This is a genomic window from Streptomyces tanashiensis, assembly GCF_014648895.1.
Lineage (GTDB): Bacteria > Actinomycetota > Actinomycetes > Streptomycetales > Streptomycetaceae > Streptomyces > Streptomyces tanashiensis.
The window spans coordinates 174,404-192,677 of sequence record NZ_BMRZ01000009.1 but is presented as its reverse complement, the minus strand read 5'-3'; the positions used below and the strand labels follow the sequence as shown (position 1 = coordinate 192,677).

Genomic DNA, 18,274 nt, shown 5'->3' with positions numbered 1-18,274 from the left:
TCTCATCGCATCCGCGCCAGCCGCTCCCGCAGCCTCCGCGCGTCCCGCAGCCGCTGCTCGTACGTGGCACCCACCGCGAGCAGCAGCAGCCCCGCCAGGGCCGGCGGCAGCCAGCGCGGCAGCGCGCCCACCGCCTGCACCACGTACGGCGCCAGCTCGTGCAGCCCGTCCAGGGCGAGCACCGCGCCGCCGAGCACCAGGAGCGCCTGGAGCCGGAAGCGGGCGCCGAGCAGCGTCACCACGAGGGCCGCGACCCCCAGGGCCAGCGGGCGCGCCCACTCCGGGTCCGTCCAGGCCGCGAGCAGGCTCGGCAGCAGCGTCACCGCGAGACCGGGGCCGTACGCCGTCCAGGACGAGGCCTCAGGGTCCCGGCGCCGCCGCAGGAAGCCGACGGCCAGCGCCGGCACCGTCACCGGGAGCGTGTACGCCTCCGGGGTCGTCACGTCCCAGACCGCGAGCCGCACCCAGGTGGCCAGCAGGAACAGCACCGCCGCCGTCCACGAGGCGAACCGCCGGCGCTCCGGCCGGACCGCCGTCGCCGCCGCGATCACCCCGCTCAGGGCGAGGGCGAGCGCGAGGAAGGCGGGCCGGGACGCGGCGATCCCGAGGGCGAGCACGCCCACGGCCCCGCCCGTGATCTCGACCGCGAGGGCCACCGGGCGCGGAGCCCTGGAGCCGAGGCCGGCGGTCGCCGCCGGGACGAGCAGCAGCGCGAGCGCCGTCCAGTGGTCCTCGAAGTCGCCGGCGGCCGCCACCGCGAACACGAGCCCCGTGGCCGCGAGCACCGCCCCGCAGGCGGAGACCACCCGGCGCGCGTCCGTGCCGAGCACCGCGACCCCCGCGAGGAGGGCGAGGACCACGCCGAGCGCGGCGAAGGTGGCGCCCCGGACGTCCAGGGCCAGGGCGACCGCGCTCACGGCGGAGGCGAGGCCGCCGACGTACGCGGTCCACCCGAGGGCGGTAGCGGGCTCCACGGCCGGGGCCTGCGCCCGGGGCCGGGAGGGCGCCCAGGCGGCCCAGGGCGTCCCGGGACCGGGGACCGGCGGGGCGGCGGGACCGGCGGCCGCCGGCGCGGACGCGGCGGCCGGGGCCTCCGGCGTGGTGGAGCCCGCTTCCCGGGGAGCGGCGTGCGGGTCCGGCGTGTCCGTACCGGGCGCGCCGGGGTGTCCGGCCGGAGCGGTGACCGCGCGCAGACCTCGCGTCAGCGGGCCCGGACGGACCGCGATCCACAGCGCGGCCGCCGTCGTGACCAGCTGGAGGGCGAGCGTCGCCGCGTACGGGAGCTCGAAGGACACCGGCAGGGCCGTCAGCAGGGCCCAGGCCAGGGCGAGGGCGCCGCACCGGGCCCAGAGCCGGGGCAGGGTCGCGAGAGCCGCGAGGGCCACCGCCAGGACCAGCACCGCCGTCGCCGGGAAGGAGGTCAGCGCACGCGCGGCGTGCTCGCCCGACCAGACGTCCGTCGTCCGGGCCACCGGCCCGAGGAGCCCCGCCGCCACCGGCGGCAGCGCCCACACGAGCCCGAGCGCCGCGACACCGGCGCCCGCGCCGGCGAGGCCGAGCCGGATCCCGCGCGGCGGACGGACACCCGCACCGGCCGGGACCGCCGGGTCCGATCCGGCACCGTGCGACGCGGCGCCGCCGGCCGCCGCTGAAGCGTTTCCGCCCGGGCCGGGCACGCCGTCCCCGGCCGCCGCCCCGCCGCCGAGGCGCCACACGGAGGCCAGGGCCAGCGCGCACAGGACATACCCCGGCACCGCCCAGTCGGCGGGGAGCGCCGAGCGCAGGAGGCCGCCGACCGCCGTGAGGGCCGCCAGGCCCGCGACCGCCGAAGCCGCCGCCGCGAAGGCGGGGACGCGCCACGCCCCGTAGAGGGTCACCGCCGCTCCCGCCAGGAGGAGCGGAGCGCCGCTCCACGGGGAGACCAGCGAGAGCCAGCCGCCCGTCAGCAGCGCCCAGCCGCCCAGTGCGGTCGCCGCCGTGCCCGCCGTGATCCGGACCGCCACCGGCCGGGTCCACAGGACGACCGCCGCGTCCGCCGTCGCCGTGAGGAGCGCCGCCCAGGCGAAGGCCGTCGACCCGCCGCCCGCCGCGAGCACACCCAGCGGCAGCGACAGCTGCGCCGCGGCCACGGCCACCGGCAGCGGGATCCGCAGCCGGGACAGCGCCGAGCCGTACGCGGTCCACGCGGCCGCGAGGACCGCCGAGGCCACCGCCGTGTACCCCAGGCCGTCCGTCTCCGACAGCGCCACCCGGTGCAGCGCGTACGCGTCGAGCACCATCAGGACGAGACCGAGCGCCGCCACCGCCTCGGCCGTCGACACCAGGCCCTTGCGCAGCAGCGCCACCGGCGCCGCGAGCGCCGCGCCGGTCACCACGGCCAGCACCGTCGCACGGGCGCCGATCCCCATCGAGCCCCAGCTCACCAGGGTGAAGGCGACCGCCGCGATCGTCAGCAGGGTGCCGCCGAGCGTCAGGAGCACGTTCTGCGCGCTCCGGGGCGTCGAGTCCGCGACCGGCGGACGCGGCCGGAGCGGGGCCGCCGCCGCGACCGGCGGGTACAGCACCTGGATCAGCCAGGCGCGGCGGGCCAGCAACTGGGACCGGCGCGTGTCGAGTTGTGCCAGCTCGCGGTCGACGAGCACCAGCTCGTCCGCGGGAGGCAAGGAGTTGTCCATAACCGGAGTGTGGCCCCGGCCACAGCCGGCCGGAATGCGTCCCGGTACTCAGATTCCCGCCTGAGTACGCCCACACTGGAGGCATGGACTGGTGCCGGTACCGCTTCCGCTGCGTCTGGCGGCTCGCCGCCCCGCCCGATGCCGTCTACGCGGTCCTCGAACGTGCCGAGGAGTACCCCCGCTGGTGGCCCCAGGTCCGCGAGGTCGTCCCCCTCGACGAGACCACCGGCACCGCCCGTTTCCGGTCCGTCCTGCCGTACGACCTCCTCGTCACCGCCCGGGCCCTGCGCCGCGACCCGGCCGCCCGCGTGCTGGAGGTCGGCCTCGGCGGGGACCTGGAGGGCTGGGCCCGCTGGACCCTCACCCCGGAAGGGAACGGCACCCACGCCCTCTACGAGCAGGAGGTCGAGGTCCGCGCCCGGCTCCTGCGGGCCCTGGCCGTCCCCGGACGGCCCCTCTTCCGCGCCAACCACGCCCTGATGATGCGCGGCGGACGGCGCGGACTCGCGGCCCACCTGCGCGCGGTTTGAACCGGAGGCGCGAAGGCCTGTATGGTTCAACCCGTTCCCGGGCGATTAGCTCAGCGGGAGAGCACTTCGTTCACACCGAAGGGGTCACTGGTTCGATCCCAGTATCGCCCACCGGGTAGAGGCCGGTCCGTCGAAAGACGGACCGGCCTCTGTCATGTGACGGGCCCGTACGGCGGGGTGTCACGCCGCCGTACGCAGCTCCGGCCGCAGCGGCCACGCCGGGTCCACCGTCTCCGGCGTCCCCTGCCGGGTGAACCAGGCCTGGAGCCCCCGCGCCTGAGCCGCGTGCCACACCGCCTGGAGCGTGTGGAGCTCCGCCGGAGTCAGCCGTTCGAGACGGGACGAGAAGCGCCGCGCCACCGCCCGTACGACATCCATCGCCGCGGTCGCGTCCGCCGCCGCGTCGTGCGCGCCCGCGAGCTCCACCTCGTAGTGCGCGCACAGGTCCGTCAGCGTCCTGCGGCCCTTCCGGTAGCGGTCCAGGTGCTTGTCCAGGACCCTCGGGTCGAGCACGCACAGGGGGCTGCCCGCCGTGTAGTCGCCCAGGGTCGACGCCCGGTGCCGCCTGAGCTCGCGGTCCAGGATCGTCAGGTCGAACGGGGCGTTCATCACCACCAGCGGGCGCCCCGCCGCCGACTGCTCGGCCAGCGCGCGCGCCAGCTCCTCCATCACGGGGGACGGCCACCGGCCGTTCCGCTGGAGGTGATCGTCCGTCAGGCCGTGGACGGCCGTGGCCCCCTCCGGCACGGGTATGCCGGGATTGACCAGCCAGCGCGTCACCCGCGGACGCGCGCCCTCCGTGTCCTGGACGACGAGGGCGGCCGAGACGATCCGGTCCTCCTCGACGTCAACTCCTGTGGTCTCCGTGTCGAAAGCGGCCAGGGGCCCTTCGTACCAGTGCATCGACATCCCCGAACTCCCTGCACACGTGCGGCAGATGGCCAACCCCCTGCCCCGAAACGGTGATACCCGGACTGTTTGCGTCGTACGCGGACCGGTCACAACACAAGGGACGGGGAAGGAAGACGACATGGCGCTCGCCCAGCCCGAGTCGGGAGGGCTGCCGCCCCAGCGGGTGGCACCGACGCGCGGCTCACTCGCCACCACCGCCTGCATGGAGACCCTTCAGGTGGGATACCTGCACGCCGTCGCCGCCGCGGCCGGCTGCTCGCTGTCCCAGCCCTTTCCGGACAACGGCATCGACTGGCACGTGAGCCACAGCGCTCCCGGGCACACCGTCGACGACGAAGTGACCATCAAGGTGCAGCTCAAGTGCACCTACCAGCTGCCGCCGCGCGTGCCGGGGAGCACGTCCGCGGCGTTCTCGTTCACCCTCGACAACGACCATCTGGTGAAACTCGCCCGGACGCCGGTGTCCGTGCACAAGATCCTGGTCGTGATGCTCGTCCCGAGGTCACCGGAGGACTGGCTGCGAGCGAGCCACGACCGGCTCGACCTGCGGCACTGCTGCTACTGGATCAATCTGGCCGGACACCCGGTCACGGGACGGCGCCGGACCACCGTGCGCATCCCGACGGCGCGGATCTTCGACGACCGGGCGCTCTGCGAGATCATGACCCGGGTCGGCGTGGGAGGGAGACCTTGATGCACCGACCGATCGACGAGTCCGGGTTCGGGCACGAGGGGGACGGGGCCGGGCACGGCCCCGTCCCCCCGCCCTACCGGCCCCATCCGGCACCCGGCGAGACCCCCGGGCCCTGGACCGGCGTCCCCGCCCCGCCCATCGGGCCCTGGGCCGACACCCAGGGCGCACCCGACCCGGGCAGGGTCGACCCGAGGGTCCTCGGCGCCCTGCTGGCCCGCCACGGCTGGCGCCGGCGCGGCGGCGCCGTCGGCCGCTACAGCCGCTGGACCCCGCCCGGCAGCGGCTCCGGCACGAGCCTCCTCGTCCCGGAGAGCCGCGCCTTCCCGGACTGCGAGGACCTGCTCGGCGAGGCGCTCACCGCCCTCGCCCACAGCGCCACACCCTCCGCCCGCGAGGTCCTCACCGGCCTCTCCGTGCCCAGCGACGAGATCCGCTGGTGGCGGGACGTGCCCCCGGGCCCGGCCGGCACCGTCCCCTGGACCGTGCAGGAGCAGCTCAGGTCCGCCGCCCGCCAGCTCCTCCTCGCCGGGGCCCTCGCCGTGCGCGGCCGGGCCGGCTACTACGGCGCCCGCCACCGGCGCGCCGCCCAGTCCTCGCTGGAGACCGTCGTCGTCGGCGCGGCGCCCGGCGGGCGCGGCCTCACCGCCTTCCTGCCGGTCGAGCCCGGCCGGCCGATCGCCGTCCGGCTCTACCACGCGCTCCACGCGGCCCGCGAGGCCACCGACTACCAGCGGGCCACCGGTGGCATGGAGGCCTTCGACACCGCCGTCGAGGCGGGCGTCAGCCGTGAGCTGACCGAGGCGCTCGTCGCCCTCGTCCGGGGCACCGAGGGCGCCCGCATCGCCCTGGAGTGGGCCCCGGCCGCCGGCGCGCCCGAGGGGTGCGCGGCCCGGCCCGAACCGGTCGAGTTCTCGCCCGGCGACCTGCCCGCGCTGCGGGAGGCGAGCGCCCGCTATCTCACCGACGAGCCCTCCGTCCCGGTCCGGCTCACCGGTGCCGTGGTCCGCATGCGCCGCTCGGGGCCGCGCGGCGAGGGCATCGTGCGGCTCCGGGTGCTGGCCGGCGCGGAGGTCCCGCACGTCCGGGTCGCCCTCGACGAGGAGGCGTACCGCACGGCCGGCCACGCCCACCTCGTCGGCCTTCCGATCCGGGTCGTGGGCCGTCTGGAGAGCCGCGGCGGCTTCCGGCGCCTCACGGACGCCTCCGGGGTCGTTCCCGTCCAGGTCGACGAGACGGAGCGGGACCGGCTCCTCAAGGCCCTGCACGAGAACCTCGACTTCTTCGAGGAGGCGTGCGGGCCGGAGGGGGAGTGAGGGCCGGAGGGGAGTGAGGGCCGGGCGGGGAGCCGCGGGCGGGGGCCGGGCCGGGAGCGGTGCCGGCCGGGAAACCGTTTCGCGGGCGGTGCGAACCGCTCGGTAAGATCGGTGACGACGCGGCACCTCGTCTCTGCCGCGCGTCGCCGGCGCCGGCACCTCGTGTCTGCTTGCGCCCCTATGTACGGAGTACCCGTGTCTGAAGTCCGTGTGACCGTCCAGTCCGCCTCGGAAGCAGAGGAGAGGGCGGTGAGCGCGGGCACCACCGCCGGCGCCCTGTTCGCCGACGACCGCACCGTCATCGCCGCCCGCGTGGGCGGCGAGCTGAAGGACCTGTCGTACGAGCTCGCCGACGGCGATGTCGTCGAGGGCGTCGAGATCTCCTCCCCGGACGGTCTCGACATCCTGCGCCACTCGACCGCGCACGTCATGGCCCAGGCCGTGCAGGAGCTCTTCCCCGAGGCCAAGCTGGGCATCGGCCCGCCGGTCCGGGACGGCTTCTACTACGACTTCGACGTCGAGAAGCCCTTCACCCCCGAGGACCTCAAGGTCATCGAGAAGAAGATGCAGGAGATCCAGAAGCGCGGCCAGCGCTTCGCCCGCCGCGTGGTGACCGACGAGGCCGCCCGCGAGGAGCTGGCGGACGAGCCGTACAAGCTGGAGCTCATCGGCATCAAGGGCTCCGCGTCGACCGACGACGGTGCGAACGTCGAGGTGGGCGGCGCCGAGCTGACCATCTACGACAACCTCGACGCCAAGACCGGCGAGCTGTGCTGGAAGGACCTCTGCCGTGGTCCGCACCTGCCGACCACCCGGAACATCCCCGCGTTCAAGCTGATGCGCAACGCGGCCGCCTACTGGCGGGGCAGCGAGAAGAACCCGATGCTCCAGCGCATCTACGGCACCGCCTGGCCGTCGAAGGACGAGCTGAAGGCGCACCTCGACTTCCTGGCCGAGGCCGAGAAGCGCGACCACCGCAAGCTGGGCAACGAGCTCGACCTGTTCTCCGTCCCGGACGAGATCGGCTCCGGCCTCGCCGTCTTCCACCCCAAGGGCGGCATCATCCGCCGGGTCATGGAGGACTACTCGCGCAAGCGCCACGAGGAGGAGGGCTACGAGTTCGTCTACTCGCCGCACGCCACCAAGGGCAAGCTGTTCGAGAAGTCCGGCCACCTGGACTGGTACGCCGAGGGCATGTACCCCCCCATGCAGCTCGACGAGGGCGTGGACTACTACCTCAAGCCCATGAACTGCCCGATGCACAACCTGATCTTCGACGCGCGCGGGCGCTCCTACCGTGAGCTGCCGCTGCGCCTGTTCGAGTTCGGCACCGTGTACCGGTACGAGAAGTCGGGCGTCGTCCACGGCCTGACCCGGGCCCGCGGCTTCACCCAGGACGACGCGCACATCTACTGCACCCGTGAGCAGATGGCGGAGGAGCTCGACAAGACCCTCACCTTCGTCCTGAACCTGCTCCGCGACTACGGTCTGAACGACTTCTACCTGGAGCTGTCGACCAAGGACCCGGAGAAGTTCGTCGGCTCGGACGAGGTCTGGGAGGAGGCCACCGCGGTCCTCCAGCAGGTCGCCGAGAAGCAGGGCCTGCCGCTGACCCCCGACCCGGGCGGCGCCGCGTTCTACGGCCCGAAGATCTCGGTGCAGGCGCGGGACGCCATCGGCCGTACCTGGCAGATGTCGACCGTCCAGCTCGACTTCAACCTGCCGGAGCGCTTCGACCTGGAGTACACCGCCCCGGACGGCACCAAGCAGCGCCCGGTCATGATCCACCGTGCGCTCTTCGGCTCGATCGAGCGCTTCTTCGCCGTGCTCCTGGAGCACTACGCGGGCGCGATGCCGCCGTGGCTGGCCCCGGTCCAGGCGACCGGCATCCCGATCGGTGACGCGCACGTCGACTACCTGCACGAGTTCGCCGCCAAGGCGAAGAAGCAGGGCCTGCGGGTGGACGTCGACTCCTCCTCGGACCGGATGCAGAAGAAGATCCGGAACGCGCAGAAGCAGAAGGTCCCGTTCATGATCATCGCGGGTGACGAGGACATGGCCGCCGGCGCCGTCTCCTTCCGCTACCGCGACGGCTCGCAGGAGAACGGCATCCCCGTCGACGAGGCGATCGCCAAGCTCGCCAAGGTCGTCGAGGACCGCGTCCAGGTCTGACGCACGCGTATCGCGGTCGGGAGGCCCCCGGGGATCGCCCCGGGGGCCTCCCCGTACGTCGGTCCAGTCAGCCCTCGCCCTCCCGGCGGAAGACCTGGATCAGCCAGGACGAGAACGAGCCTGTCACCGCGCCGAGCAGGGCCAGGCCGCAGGCCATGATGCCCACCGCGACCAGTCGGCCCATCGGCGTCACGGGCACCACGTCCCCGTAGCCCACGGTCGCCAGCGTCGCACAGGCCCACCACACCGCGTCGCCGAAGGTGACGATGGACGCGCCCGGCGCGCCGTACTCGACGTCGTAGACGGTGAGCGCGCCGGCGAAGCCGAGCAGCGTCGCGGAGAGCCCCGCGTACGCCATGACGCGGGCGTAGAGAGTGAGCCGGGGCTCCTGATTCCGGCGCTGGGCCCGGTCGTACGCGGTCACTACGCGCAGCGGCCGCAGCAGCGGCAGGATCAGCACCACCGTGTCCAGGAAGTGGTGGCGCACGAAGCGCAGCGGGCCGAGACCGCTGAGCTTGAGGCGTACCGCGTAGTCGACGACGAACACGGCCCAGGAGGAGAACAGGAGGGCGAGGCAGAAGTCGCGCCAGCCTGCAGGCAGGTCGCGGCCGAGGACCCGCATCGCGTAGCTGCCGAGGAAGACGAGGGAGGTCACCGTCAGCGGGATCTCCATACGACGGTCCCAGCGCTCCTGCCTCGGAGGAATGGGCGGCCTGTCCTTCATCCGATCAGCATGGCCCCTGCAGGGATCTTCCGCCCCGGCGACACGTTCCGAACGGGCGACGCAATATGCTGCTCAGCATGACGACTGAGCCGGAACAGCAGATCGGAGTGGGGACGCAGGACGCGTTCCAGCGCCTGTGGACGCCTCACCGGATGGCGTACATCCAGGGCGAGAACAAGCCGACCGGGCCGGGGGCCGAGGACGGCTGTCCGTTCTGTGCGATTCCGTCGAAGTCGGACGAGGACGGTCTGGTGATCGCCCGGGGCCGGAGCGTCTACGCGGTGCTCAACCTCTACCCGTACAACGGCGGTCACCTCATGGTCGTCCCGTACCGTCACGTCGCCGACTACACCGACCTCGACGAGGCCGAGACCGCCGAGCTCGCCGACTTCACCAAGCGCGCCATGGTCGCGCTCCGGGCGGCGTCCGGCGCGCACGGCTTCAACATCGGCATGAACCAGGGTGCCGTCGCGGGCGCCGGCATCGCCGCCCACCTGCACCAGCACGTGGTGCCCCGCTGGGGCGGCGACACGAACTTCATGCCGGTCGTGGGACACACCAAGGTGCTGCCCCAGCTGCTCGCCGACACCCGGAAGATGCTGGCCGACGCCTGGCCGGCCACCCTCTGAACCCCTGAACGCCGCGGCGGACCCGGGTCAGGCGTCGTAGACGTCGGCCTTCTTCGGACCCGGGTCCTGGATGCCGCCGCCGAGGACCAGCGAGCGGTTGGTGAAGCGCTCCGTCTCCACGTTGTGCTCGTCGAGCACCTTGAGCGTCGCGGCGTGGACGGCCCGGAGGACGGGCGTGGCCATGCGGATCGCGTCGTCGGCCATGAAGCGGTTCTTCCAGAGCGGCCCGGCCCAGACGTGCCGCAGACCGAACGGCTCGGGCAGCGACATCTTGCCGCCGAGGAACTCCAGGACCGGCGGATACCAGGTGAGCGGCGCGCGCACCGCCAGCCGGACGATGTCGTTGGTCGTCAGCAGCGGCTGCTGGATCTCCTTCGTCTCCCAGAAGCGGACGGTCTTCGAGACCTCCTTGGTCTTCGCCTTCGGCTTCGTGGTGAAGAGACCGTGGACCGGGCCGAGCGCGTGACCGGTGACCTCGATCCGGAGCGTGTGGTGGAGCGAGGTGACGGTGACCATCATGGTCAGGACGAGATTCCCGTCCCAGAGCGTGAACTGCACGCCGAGGTAGTGACGGTTGCCCGCGCCGAACTGCTGGTCGTTGCAGATGCGCTGTATCTCGTGCGGCTTGACCTGGTAGTGGACGATGTTGTCGCCCGACGGGCGGGTGACCTCGTCGGCTCCCTCACCGACCGGGGAGACGATCCAGTGCTTGACCGTCGGCTTGGGGAAGCCGGTCTTCAGGGAGCCGCGCTCCAGGAGCGCCAGCTCGTCGTGGATCCGGCGGACGACGTCCCAGGCCCGGAAGGCGTGGAGCTCCTTGCCGGGCTGGGGGACCAGCTCCTCCGCGAGCGTCCAGCTGCCCCAGCGGGTGCCCAGGCCGAGGATCCCCTTGGTGCCCGCGTAGAAGACGATGTTGGACTGCTGCTCCGCGGAGAGCTTCTCCAGGTTGACCCGGAGCGCCTCAGCCGACTTCTCGCCCGGGTCCTGGGGGACGGACTTGGGGACGTGCGGGCCGACCCCGCCGCCGCCGAGCAGACCGGTCCAGCGCTCGCGCAGGTCGACGGCGGCGTTCAGGCAGATCCGGCTCGCGAGGAACCAGCCGACGACCGGGGCCACGACCATCGCGCGCAGGTAGTTCGGCAGGATCCCGTCGAAGGGGAGCTTGAGCAGCACGAGCGCCGCGAAGATCCCGGCGGCCCAGAGGAGGGCGGTGCCGACGGCGCTGTTGCGCTTGTTCTCGGAGCCGGCCACGAGGCGGCGGAGCTGGATGACGCCGAGCCACAGCAGCAGGCCGGGCAGGAAGAGGACACCGCAGAAGAAGGTGACCAGGGTCAGCTTGATGTCACGCTGCCGCCGCAGGTGGGTGGCGGCCAGGCAGTGCTCGACGACCGGCTGCGGCTCGGCCCCGAAGGACTGGATCAGGGCCTTGCGGGCGCCGCCGAGCATGCGGACCTGGACCGCGCGGGAGAAGGCCTCACCGAGGTCGGGGCTGAAGAGCCCCCACTTCCCCTCCTTGACCGTGGTCTTGTAGAGGTCGTTGTCGGCTTCCTGGATCGTCTTGAGCGGGCTGTCCCGGTACGCGGCGGAGGCGAGCGCGTTCGTCGCGCCCGTGCCGCCGCCCGTGTTCTGCAGGGGAATCTGCGCCCCGGGTCCAAAACCGTCGATCGCCACTGCCGCCCCCATCGCGCGCGAGTCCCTGTGCGGGCTGTTCCCAACTGCCGCGCCCCGCACACCTTCTGAGCTGGGCACCACAGCGTAACCGGGTACGGCCGGATGCGTCACGGCCTGTGGATGGTGACGGCCGAATGACGTCCGCCCGGCAGGCGTCGGGCGGACGTGGACCCCTGTCGCTCCGTCAACTAGGAGCCGTTTTCGGCCTGTTCGCGGATCTTCTCCGCCAGGTGCGGCGGCATCGGCTCGTGCCGGGCGTACGTGCGGTCGAACCGGCCGGTGCCGTGCGAGATCGAGCGCAGGTCGATCGCGTACCGCCCGATCTCGATCTCCGGCACCTCGGCCCTGACCACGGTCCGTCCCGGGCCCGCCTGGTCGGTGCCGACGACCCGGCCGCGCCGTCCCGACAGATCGCTCATGACCGGGCCCACGTACTCGTCGGGGACGAGGACCTCGACCTGGGCGACCGGCTCCAGGAGGTGGACGGGCACGTCGGCCGCCGCCTCGCGCAGCGCGAGCGCCCCGGCGGTCTGGAAGGCGGCGTCGGAGGAGTCCACCGAGTGGGCCTTGCCGTCCCGCAGGGTGACCCGGATGTCGACGAGCGGATGGCCGGTGGCGAGCCCGCGCGCGGCCTGCGCCCGTACCCCCTTCTCGACCGACGGGACGAACTGGCGCGGGACGGACCCGCCGACCACCTTGTCGACGAACTCGATGCCGCTGCCCGGAGGCAGCGGCTCCACGTCGATCTCGCAGATGGCGTACTGGCCGTGGCCGCCGGACTGCTTGACGTGCCGGCCCCGGCCCGAGGAGGCTCCGCCGAAGGTCTCGCGCAGCGCCACCTTGTACGGCACGGCGTCGACCTGCACGCCGTACCGGCCGCGCAGCCGCTCCAGGGCGACGTCCTGATGCGCCTCGCCCAGGCACCACAGCACCACCTGCCGGGTGTCCTGGTTCTGTTCGAGCCGCAGGGCCGGGTCCTCCGCGACGAGCCGCGCGAGGCCCTGCGAGAGCCGGTCCTCGTCGGCCTTGCCATGGGCCTGGACGGCCAGCGGCAGCAGCGGCTCCGGCATGGTCCACGGCTCCATCAGGAGCGGATCGTCCTTGGCGGAGACGGTGTCACCGGTCTCCGCCCGGCCCAGCCGGGCGACGCAGGCGAGGTCCCCGGCGATGCACTCCGCGAGCGGGCGCTGCTGCCGGCCGAAGGGAGAGGTGAGCCCGCCGATCCGCTCGTCCGCCTCGTGGAGTTCGTGGCCGTTGTGGGACCGGTCGGCGAGGCCGTGGCCGGAGACGTGCACGGTCTCGTCGGGGCGCAGGGTGCCGGAGAAGACCCGGACCAGGGAGATCCGGCCCACATAGGGGTCGGCGGCCGTCTTCACGACCTCGGCGACCAGCGGGCCCTCGGGGTCGCAGGTGATCGGGGGCCGGGAGCGGCCGTCGGGGGTGGTGACGGCGGGCGGCTCGTGCTCCAGGGGGGAGGGGAAACCGCCGGTGATCAGCTCCAGGAGTTCCAGGGTGCCGAGGCCCTGCGTCCCGCCGTCGGCGGCGGGGGCGGCCGCGAGCACCGGATGGAAGGAACCCCGGGCGACGGCCTTCTCCAGGTCGTCGACGAGGGTCTTCACGTCGATCTCCTCGCCGCCGAGATAGCGGTCCATGAGGGTCTCGTCCTCGCTCTCGGCGATGATCCCCTCGATGAGCCGGGCACGGGCCTCCGCGATCAGCTCCCGCTGCGCCTCGTCGGGCGGGTTCTCCCGGCGCACGCCCGAGGAGTAGTCAAAGATCCGTTCCGAGAGCAGGCCGACCAGACCGGTGGCGGGCGCGTGGCCGTCGGCGCCCTCGGCGCCGCGCACCGGCAGATACAGGGGGAGGACGGCGTCGGGGTCGTCGCGGCCGAAGAGCCCGGCGCAGACGGCGGTGAGCTCGGTGAAGTCGGTGCGGGCGGTGTCGAGGTGGGTGACGACGATGGCGCGGGGCATCCCGACGGCGGCGCACTCCTCCCAGATCATGCGGGTGGAGGCGGCGACGGCGTCGGCCTCCTGGGCGGCCGAGACGACGAAGAGGGCCGCGTCCGCCGCGCGCAGACCGGCCCTCAGCTCCCCGACGAAGTCGGCGTACCCGGGGGTGTCGAGGAGGTTGATCTTGTATCCGTCCCAGCCGACCGGGACGAGGGACAGCTGTACGGACCGCTGCCGGCGGTGCTCGATCTCGTCGTAGTCGGAGACGGTGCCGCCGTCCTCGACCCGCCCGGCCCGGTTGACCGCTCCGGCGGTCTGCGCGAGGGCCTCGACGAGGGTCGTCTTGCCCGATCCGCTGTGGCCGACCAGCACCACGTTCCGCACGGCCGAGGGCCGGTCGGCCGTAGGAGCCCTGCCGGCGGCTCCGGCGGGCGTCTTCGCCTTGTCACCCATGATGTGTTCCTCCCGACTGCTCGCACGATGCGGCGGGACGCGGGCGCGGGGGAGAGGTGTGTCGCGGTACGGCTCCTGCGGTGCCCGCGGTGGTCCTTCGAGCTTTGCACCGACGCCAGGAAGCGTCCATACGTCGTACACGGCAGAGACCCCCAAGGGGCTGTCGGCGGGACGCGGACGCGGCGGGGCGGGTGCCCTCCGGTGCGCCGGGACGCTCGTGGCTACGATGGGTGAGCCGGTGGTCGTAGGGGCCGCGCGGCCCACCGAACCTCGGGAAGGCCATGCTGAACAAGTACGCGCGTGCCTTTTTCACGCGTGTCCTCACACCGTTCGCCGCGTTTCTGCTCCGCCGGGGCGTCAGCCCCGACGCTGTCACGCTCATCGGCACGGCGGGGGTGATGGCCGGTGCGCTGGTCTTCTTCCCCCGTGGAGAATTCTTCTGGGGCACCATCGTCATCACCCTGTTCGTCTTCTCCGACCTCGTCGACGGCAACATGGCCCGGCAGGCGGGGATCTCCAGCCGATGGGGAGCCTTCCTCGACTCGACGCTCGACCGGGTCGCCGACGGCGCGATCTTCGGCGGCTTCGCGCTCTGGTACGCCGGCAAGGGCGACGACAACATCCTGTGCGCCGTGGCGATCTTCTGCCTGGCGAGCGGCCAGGTCGTCTCGTACACCAAGGCACGAGGTGAATCGATCGGCCTGCCCGTCGCCGTGAACGGCCTGGTCGAGCGCGCCGAGCGCCTGGTGATCTCGCTGGTCGCCGCCGGTCTCGCCGGACTCCACACCTTCGGGGTGCCCGGGGTCGAGGTCCTCCTCCCGATCGCCCTGTGGATCGTGGCCGTCGGCAGCGCCGTGACCCTGGGCCAGCGCGTCGTGACCGTGCGCCGGGAGGCGGCCGAGGCGGACGCCGCCACGGCCGGGGGCGGCGGGGCCGCCTCGTGAGCACCCTGAAGGAGCGCCTGAGCGACGGGCTGTACGGCGCCGGCTGGGCGACCGTGAAGAAGCTGCCCGAGCCGGTGGCGACGGGCATCGGCCGGCGGATCGCCGACTTCGCGTGGAAGCGGCGCGGCAAGAGCGTCCTGCGCCTCGAGTCCAACCTCGCACGCGTGGTCCCGGACGCCACGCCCGAGCGGCTCGCCGAGCTCTCGCAGGCCGGCATGCGCTCGTACATGCGGTACTGGATGGAGTCCTTCCGGCTGCCGACCTGGAGCAAGGAGCGGGTCGAGCGGTCCATCGACATCAAGGGCCGCCACCACCTGGAGGACGGCCTCGCCGCCGGGCGCGGCGTCATCCTCGCCCTGCCCCACCTGGCCAACTGGGACCTCGCCGGCGTGTGGGTGACCCGCTCGCTCGGCGTGCCCTTCACGACGGTCGCCGAGCGCCTCAGACCGGAGTCGCTCTACGACCGGTTCGTCGCCTACCGCGAGTCCCTCGGCATGGAGGTCCTGCCGCACACCGGCGGCTCCGCCTTCGGCACTCTCGCACGGCGGCTGCGGGCCGGCGGCCTGATCTGCCTCGTCGCCGACCGCGACCTGTCGGCCTCCGGCACCGAGGTCACGTTCTTCGGGGACACCGCGCGGATGCCGGCGGGCCCGGCGATCCTCGCCCAGCAGACGGGCGCGCTGCTGCTGCCGGTGACGCTCTGGTACGACGACACGCCGGTCATGAAGGGGCGGATCCACCCGCCCGTCGACGTACCCGAGTCAGGTACGCGGGCCGAGAAGACGTCCCTCATGACACAGGCGCTCGCCGACGCGTTCGCCGCCGGCATCGCGGACCACCCGGAGGACTGGCACATGCTGCAACGACTGTGGCTGGCGGACCTGGAAGAGCGGGAGGGACCGGGCGCGTGAAGATCGGGATCGTCTGCCCGTACTCCTGGGACGTGCCGGGCGGCGTCCAGTTCCACATCCGCGATCTCGCCGAGCACCTCATCCGGCTCGGCCACGAGGTCTCCGTCCTCGCCCCCGCCGACGACGACACCCCGCTGCCGCCGTACGTGGTCTCCGCGGGCCGTGCCGTGCCCGTGTCGTACAACGGCTCGGTGGCCCGGCTCAGCTTCGGCTTCCTCTCCGCCGCGCGCGTGCGCCGCTGGCTGCACGACGGCACCTTCGACGTCGTCCACATCCACGAGCCGACCTCGCCCTCGCTGGGGCTGCTCACCTGCTGGGCGGCGCAGGGGCCGATCGTGGCCACCTTCCACACCTCCAACCCGCGCTCGCGGGCCATGATCGCCGCGTATCCGATCCTCCAGCCCGCCCTGGAGAAGATCAGCGCCCGCATCGCGGTCAGCGAGTACGCCCGGCGCACGCTCGTCGAGCACCTCGGCGGCGACGCGGTCGTCATCCCCAACGGTGTCGACGTGGACTTCTTCGCCCGCGCCGAGCCGAAGAAGGAGTGGCAGGGCGAGACCCTCGGCTTCATCGGCCGCATCGACGAGCCGCGCAAGGGCCTGCCCGTCCTCATGCGGGCGCTCCCGAAGATCCTCACCGAGCGGCCCGGGGCACGGCTCCTCGTCGCCGGGCGCGGTGACGAGGAGGAGGCGGTGGCCTCGCTGCCCGCCGAGATGCGCTCCCGGGTGGAGTTCCTCGGCATGGTGAGCGACGAGGACAAGGCACGGCTGCTGCGCAGCGTCGACGTGTACGTGGCGCCCAACACCGGCGGCGAGAGCTTCGGCATCATCCTCGTCGAGGCGCTCTCGGCGGGTGCGCCGGTCCTCGCCTCCGACCTGGACGCCTTCGCCCAGGTCCTCGACCAGGGAGCGGCGGGCGAGCTCTTCGCCAACGAGGACGCCGACGCGCTCGCCGACGCGGCGATCGCCCTCCTCGGGGACGCGCCGCGGCGCGCGGAGCTGAGCGCGCGCGGCTCGGCCCATGTGCGGCGCTTCGACTGGACGACGGTGGGTGCGGACATCCTGGCCGTGTACGAGACGGTCACGGACGGGGCGGCGGCGGTGGACACGGACGAACGAGTCGGCGGCCTGAGGGCCCGCCTGGGCCTGTAGCCGGGGGCCCTACGCCCGTGCGGGCCCGCCCCCCCCCCGTGTGGGCAATCGTCCCTCCCCCAGACTTCGTCCGGGAGGTGCCCCCAGGGCGGGACGGGTGGGCACACGGGACGGCGCCCTCAGCGGCGCCTCCGCGTTCCGCGCCTGGACCCGCACCACCCGTGCACTGCACCAGAGGTGCGGGTCCAGGCGCGGGAGCCTCGGGCGCCGGCAAGGGCGCCGTTCCGTTGTGCCCACCCGTTCCGCCCCGGGCGGAACGCATGCCCACAACGGAAGGTCCGGGGCAGGGTGACCGGATGGATGCGATCACCTGTCTGGACCTCGGGCACATCACCCGCCCCGCCGAAGAATGGTGCGGCCCCCACGCCCGCGTGGAGCCGGTTCTCGGGTATCTCGTGCGCCACGCGGGCGTGCGTCTGCTCTTCGACACCGGGCTGGGGACCGGGTCCCCCGAGACGGACGCGCACTACCGGCCCGTCCGGCACCCGCTGCCCGTCGGCCCGGACGACGTCGACCTCGTCGTCAACTGCCACCTGCACTTCGACCACATCGGCGGCAACCAGCTCTTCCCCGCCACGCCCGTCCTCGTCCAGCGCACCGAGCTCGCCCGCGCCCGCGCCGGCGGGTACACCATCGACTCGCTCCTCCCCGGAGTCCGGTACGAGGAGCTCGACGGCGAGCACGAGATCGCGCCGGGCGTGCGGATCGTGCCGACGCCCGGTCACACCGAGGGCCACCAGTCGCTCGTCCTCGACCACGGCGACCGGATCACGGTCCTCGCGGGTCAGGCGTACGACTTCGCCCACGAGTTCGGGAGCCCGTACCTCCCCTGGCTCGACCGGCTCGGCGAGCTCGCCGGCGGCCGTCCCGCGCGTGTCCTGTTCGCCCATGACCGTGACCTTTGGGAAGGGGTGCTGCCGCCGTCCCGGTAGCCTGTGCGCCCGTGACCGAAACCCTGATCTGGACCGTCGTCGCGCTGATCCTCATCGGCGTCTATCTGAGCTGGACCGCCGGGCGGCTCGACCGCCTGCACTCGCGCATCGACGCCGCCCGCGCCGCCCTGGACGCACAGCTCCTGCGCCGGGCCTCGGTCACCCAGGAGCTCGCCACCTCCGGCATCCTCGATCCGGCCGCCTCGATCGTCCTGTACGAGGCCGCGCACGCGGCCCGCCAGGCCGAGGAGGACCACCGGGAGGTCGCCGAGAGCGAGCTGAGCCAGGCGCTGCGGGCCGTCTTCGGCGAGCCCGAGCAGGTGGAGCTCGTCCGGGAGGCGCCCGGTGGCGAGGAGGCCGCCGGAGAGCTGGCCGCGGCCGTCCGCCGGGTGCCGATGGCCCGCCGCTTCCACAACGACGCCGTACGGGCCGCCCGCGCCCTGCGCCGCCACCGCAAGGTCCGCTGGTTCCGGCTCGCGGGCCACGCGCCCTTCCCGCTGGCCTTCGAAATGGACGACGAACCGCCTGTGGCCCTTGCTGATCGTCCGGCCTGACCCTCGTAACCTGGGAAAACGATCCACCGGGTCCACATTGGCCCTTGATGTGGACCC

The 18,274-nt window shown here is 73.3% G+C and carries 15 protein-coding genes and 1 tRNA gene; 11 read left to right on the top strand and 5 right to left on the bottom strand.

What is annotated here, in order from left to right:
- Positions 1–2: 2 nt before the first annotated feature.
- Entirely contained in the window at positions 3–2,675 is a 2,673-nt protein-coding gene (locus IE237_RS25420) for an SCO7613 C-terminal domain-containing membrane protein (protein WP_189804434.1), read from the bottom strand.
- 83 nt (positions 2,676–2,758) lie between these two features.
- On the opposite strand from IE237_RS25420, the gene IE237_RS25415 reads away from it, so the two are divergent.
- Positions 2,759–3,205, top strand: coding sequence for an SRPBCC family protein (locus IE237_RS25415; protein ID WP_189804433.1), 447 nt, complete (start codon positions 2,759–2,761; stop codon positions 3,203–3,205).
- A 39-nt stretch (positions 3,206–3,244) separates the two neighbouring features.
- Positions 3,245–3,316 (top strand) — tRNA-Val (locus IE237_RS25410).
- Between the two features lie 69 nt (positions 3,317–3,385).
- On the opposite strand, the gene IE237_RS25405 is transcribed toward IE237_RS25410, so the two are convergent.
- Positions 3,386–4,114 (bottom strand): 3'-5' exonuclease, encoded by a 729-nt coding sequence (locus IE237_RS25405; RefSeq protein WP_189804432.1) that lies wholly within the window; start codon positions 4,112–4,114, stop codon positions 3,386–3,388.
- A 121-nt stretch (positions 4,115–4,235) separates the two neighbouring features.
- On the opposite strand from IE237_RS25405, the gene IE237_RS25400 reads away from it, so the two are divergent.
- The 3 genes from IE237_RS25400 (at position 4,236) to thrS (ending at position 8,296) form a co-directional block, all read left to right on the top strand.
- Positions 4,236–4,811 (top strand): DUF4365 domain-containing protein, encoded by a 576-nt coding sequence (locus tag IE237_RS25400; RefSeq protein ID WP_189804431.1) that lies wholly within the window; start codon positions 4,236–4,238, stop codon positions 4,809–4,811.
- Positions 4,811–6,124, top strand: coding sequence for a serine/threonine-protein kinase (locus IE237_RS25395; RefSeq protein WP_189804430.1), 1,314 nt, complete (start codon positions 4,811–4,813; stop codon positions 6,122–6,124). Before IE237_RS25400 ends, IE237_RS25395 begins: the two co-directional genes overlap by 1 nt.
- Before the next feature lie 195 nt (positions 6,125–6,319).
- Positions 6,320–8,296 (top strand): threonine--tRNA ligase, encoded by a 1,977-nt coding sequence (thrS, locus tag IE237_RS25390; RefSeq protein WP_189804429.1) that lies wholly within the window; start codon positions 6,320–6,322, stop codon positions 8,294–8,296.
- A gap of 67 nt (positions 8,297–8,363) precedes the next feature.
- Here thrS and IE237_RS25385 read toward each other — a convergent pair whose 3' ends face one another.
- The gene (locus IE237_RS25385) at positions 8,364–9,020 is read right to left on the bottom strand and encodes a potassium channel family protein (protein WP_189804428.1); all 657 of its coding nucleotides are present in this window, start codon (positions 9,018–9,020) and stop codon (positions 8,364–8,366) included.
- A gap of 65 nt (positions 9,021–9,085) precedes the next feature.
- On the opposite strand from IE237_RS25385, the gene IE237_RS25380 reads away from it, so the two are divergent.
- Positions 9,086–9,649 (top strand): HIT family protein, encoded by a 564-nt coding sequence (locus IE237_RS25380; RefSeq protein WP_189804427.1) that lies wholly within the window; start codon positions 9,086–9,088, stop codon positions 9,647–9,649.
- Between the two features lie 27 nt (positions 9,650–9,676).
- Here IE237_RS25380 and IE237_RS25375 read toward each other — a convergent pair whose 3' ends face one another.
- A complete protein-coding gene (locus IE237_RS25375) occupies positions 9,677–11,332 on the bottom strand; it encodes an AbeC-like domain-containing protein (RefSeq protein WP_189804426.1) in 1,656 nt (551 codons plus the stop codon).
- A 176-nt stretch (positions 11,333–11,508) separates the two neighbouring features.
- Positions 11,509–13,725 carry an elongation factor G-like protein EF-G2 gene (locus IE237_RS25370; protein ID WP_189804425.1) on the bottom strand — a complete coding sequence of 739 codons (2,217 nt, stop codon included), beginning with the start codon at positions 13,723–13,725 and terminating at the stop codon, positions 11,509–11,511.
- A 281-nt stretch (positions 13,726–14,006) separates the two neighbouring features.
- Here IE237_RS25370 and pgsA point away from each other — a divergent pair, with 281 nt between their 5' ends.
- The 5 genes from pgsA to IE237_RS25345 all read left to right on the top strand — a co-directional run bounded on the left by pgsA (position 14,007) and on the right by IE237_RS25345 (position 18,217).
- Positions 14,007–14,669 carry a phosphatidylinositol phosphate synthase gene (gene pgsA, locus IE237_RS25365; protein ID WP_189804424.1) on the top strand — a complete coding sequence of 221 codons (663 nt, stop codon included), beginning with the start codon at positions 14,007–14,009 and terminating at the stop codon, positions 14,667–14,669.
- A gap of 5 nt (positions 14,670–14,674) precedes the next feature.
- A complete protein-coding gene (locus IE237_RS25360; protein ID WP_370468270.1) occupies positions 14,675–15,580 on the top strand; it encodes a phosphatidylinositol mannoside acyltransferase in 906 nt (301 codons plus the stop codon).
- The gene (locus IE237_RS25355; RefSeq protein ID WP_189804422.1) at positions 15,577–16,731 is read left to right on the top strand and encodes a glycosyltransferase family 4 protein; all 1,155 of its coding nucleotides are present in this window, start codon (positions 15,577–15,579) and stop codon (positions 16,729–16,731) included. The genes IE237_RS25360 and IE237_RS25355 overlap by 4 nt, the downstream gene beginning before the upstream one ends.
- A 296-nt stretch (positions 16,732–17,027) precedes the next feature.
- Positions 17,028–17,663, top strand: a complete 636-nt coding sequence (locus IE237_RS25350) for an N-acyl homoserine lactonase family protein (protein WP_189804421.1) — start codon at positions 17,028–17,030, stop codon at positions 17,661–17,663.
- Positions 17,664–17,674: 11 nt separating this feature from the next.
- A complete protein-coding gene (locus tag IE237_RS25345; RefSeq protein WP_189804420.1) occupies positions 17,675–18,217 on the top strand; it encodes a hypothetical protein in 543 nt (180 codons plus the stop codon).
- Positions 18,218–18,274 lie beyond the last annotated feature (57 nt).

Excerpts from the sequence above, each read along its gene's own strand:
- IE237_RS25395 (WP_189804430.1), top strand. The coding sequence starts at position 4,811 with ATGCACCGACCGATCGACGAGTCCGGGTTCGGGCACGAGGGGGACGGG.
- IE237_RS25420 (WP_189804434.1), bottom strand. The coding sequence starts at position 2,675 with ATGGACAACTCCTTGCCTCCCGCGGACGAGCTGGTGCTCGTCGACCGC.
- IE237_RS25405 (WP_189804432.1), bottom strand. The coding sequence starts at position 4,114 with ATGTCGATGCACTGGTACGAAGGGCCCCTGGCCGCTTTCGACACGGAG.
- IE237_RS25375 (WP_189804426.1), bottom strand. The coding sequence starts at position 11,332 with ATGGGGGCGGCAGTGGCGATCGACGGTTTTGGACCCGGGGCGCAGATT.
- pgsA (WP_189804424.1), top strand. The coding sequence starts at position 14,007 with ATGCTGAACAAGTACGCGCGTGCCTTTTTCACGCGTGTCCTCACACCG.
- IE237_RS25370 (WP_189804425.1), bottom strand. The coding sequence starts at position 13,725 with ATGGGTGACAAGGCGAAGACGCCCGCCGGAGCCGCCGGCAGGGCTCCT.
- IE237_RS25350 (WP_189804421.1), top strand. The coding sequence starts at position 17,028 with ATGGATGCGATCACCTGTCTGGACCTCGGGCACATCACCCGCCCCGCC.
- IE237_RS25400 (WP_189804431.1), top strand. The coding sequence starts at position 4,236 with ATGGCGCTCGCCCAGCCCGAGTCGGGAGGGCTGCCGCCCCAGCGGGTG.
- IE237_RS25380 (WP_189804427.1), top strand. The coding sequence starts at position 9,086 with ATGCTGCTCAGCATGACGACTGAGCCGGAACAGCAGATCGGAGTGGGG.
- IE237_RS25415 (WP_189804433.1), top strand. The coding sequence starts at position 2,759 with ATGGACTGGTGCCGGTACCGCTTCCGCTGCGTCTGGCGGCTCGCCGCC.
- IE237_RS25385 (WP_189804428.1), bottom strand. The coding sequence starts at position 9,020 with ATGAAGGACAGGCCGCCCATTCCTCCGAGGCAGGAGCGCTGGGACCGT.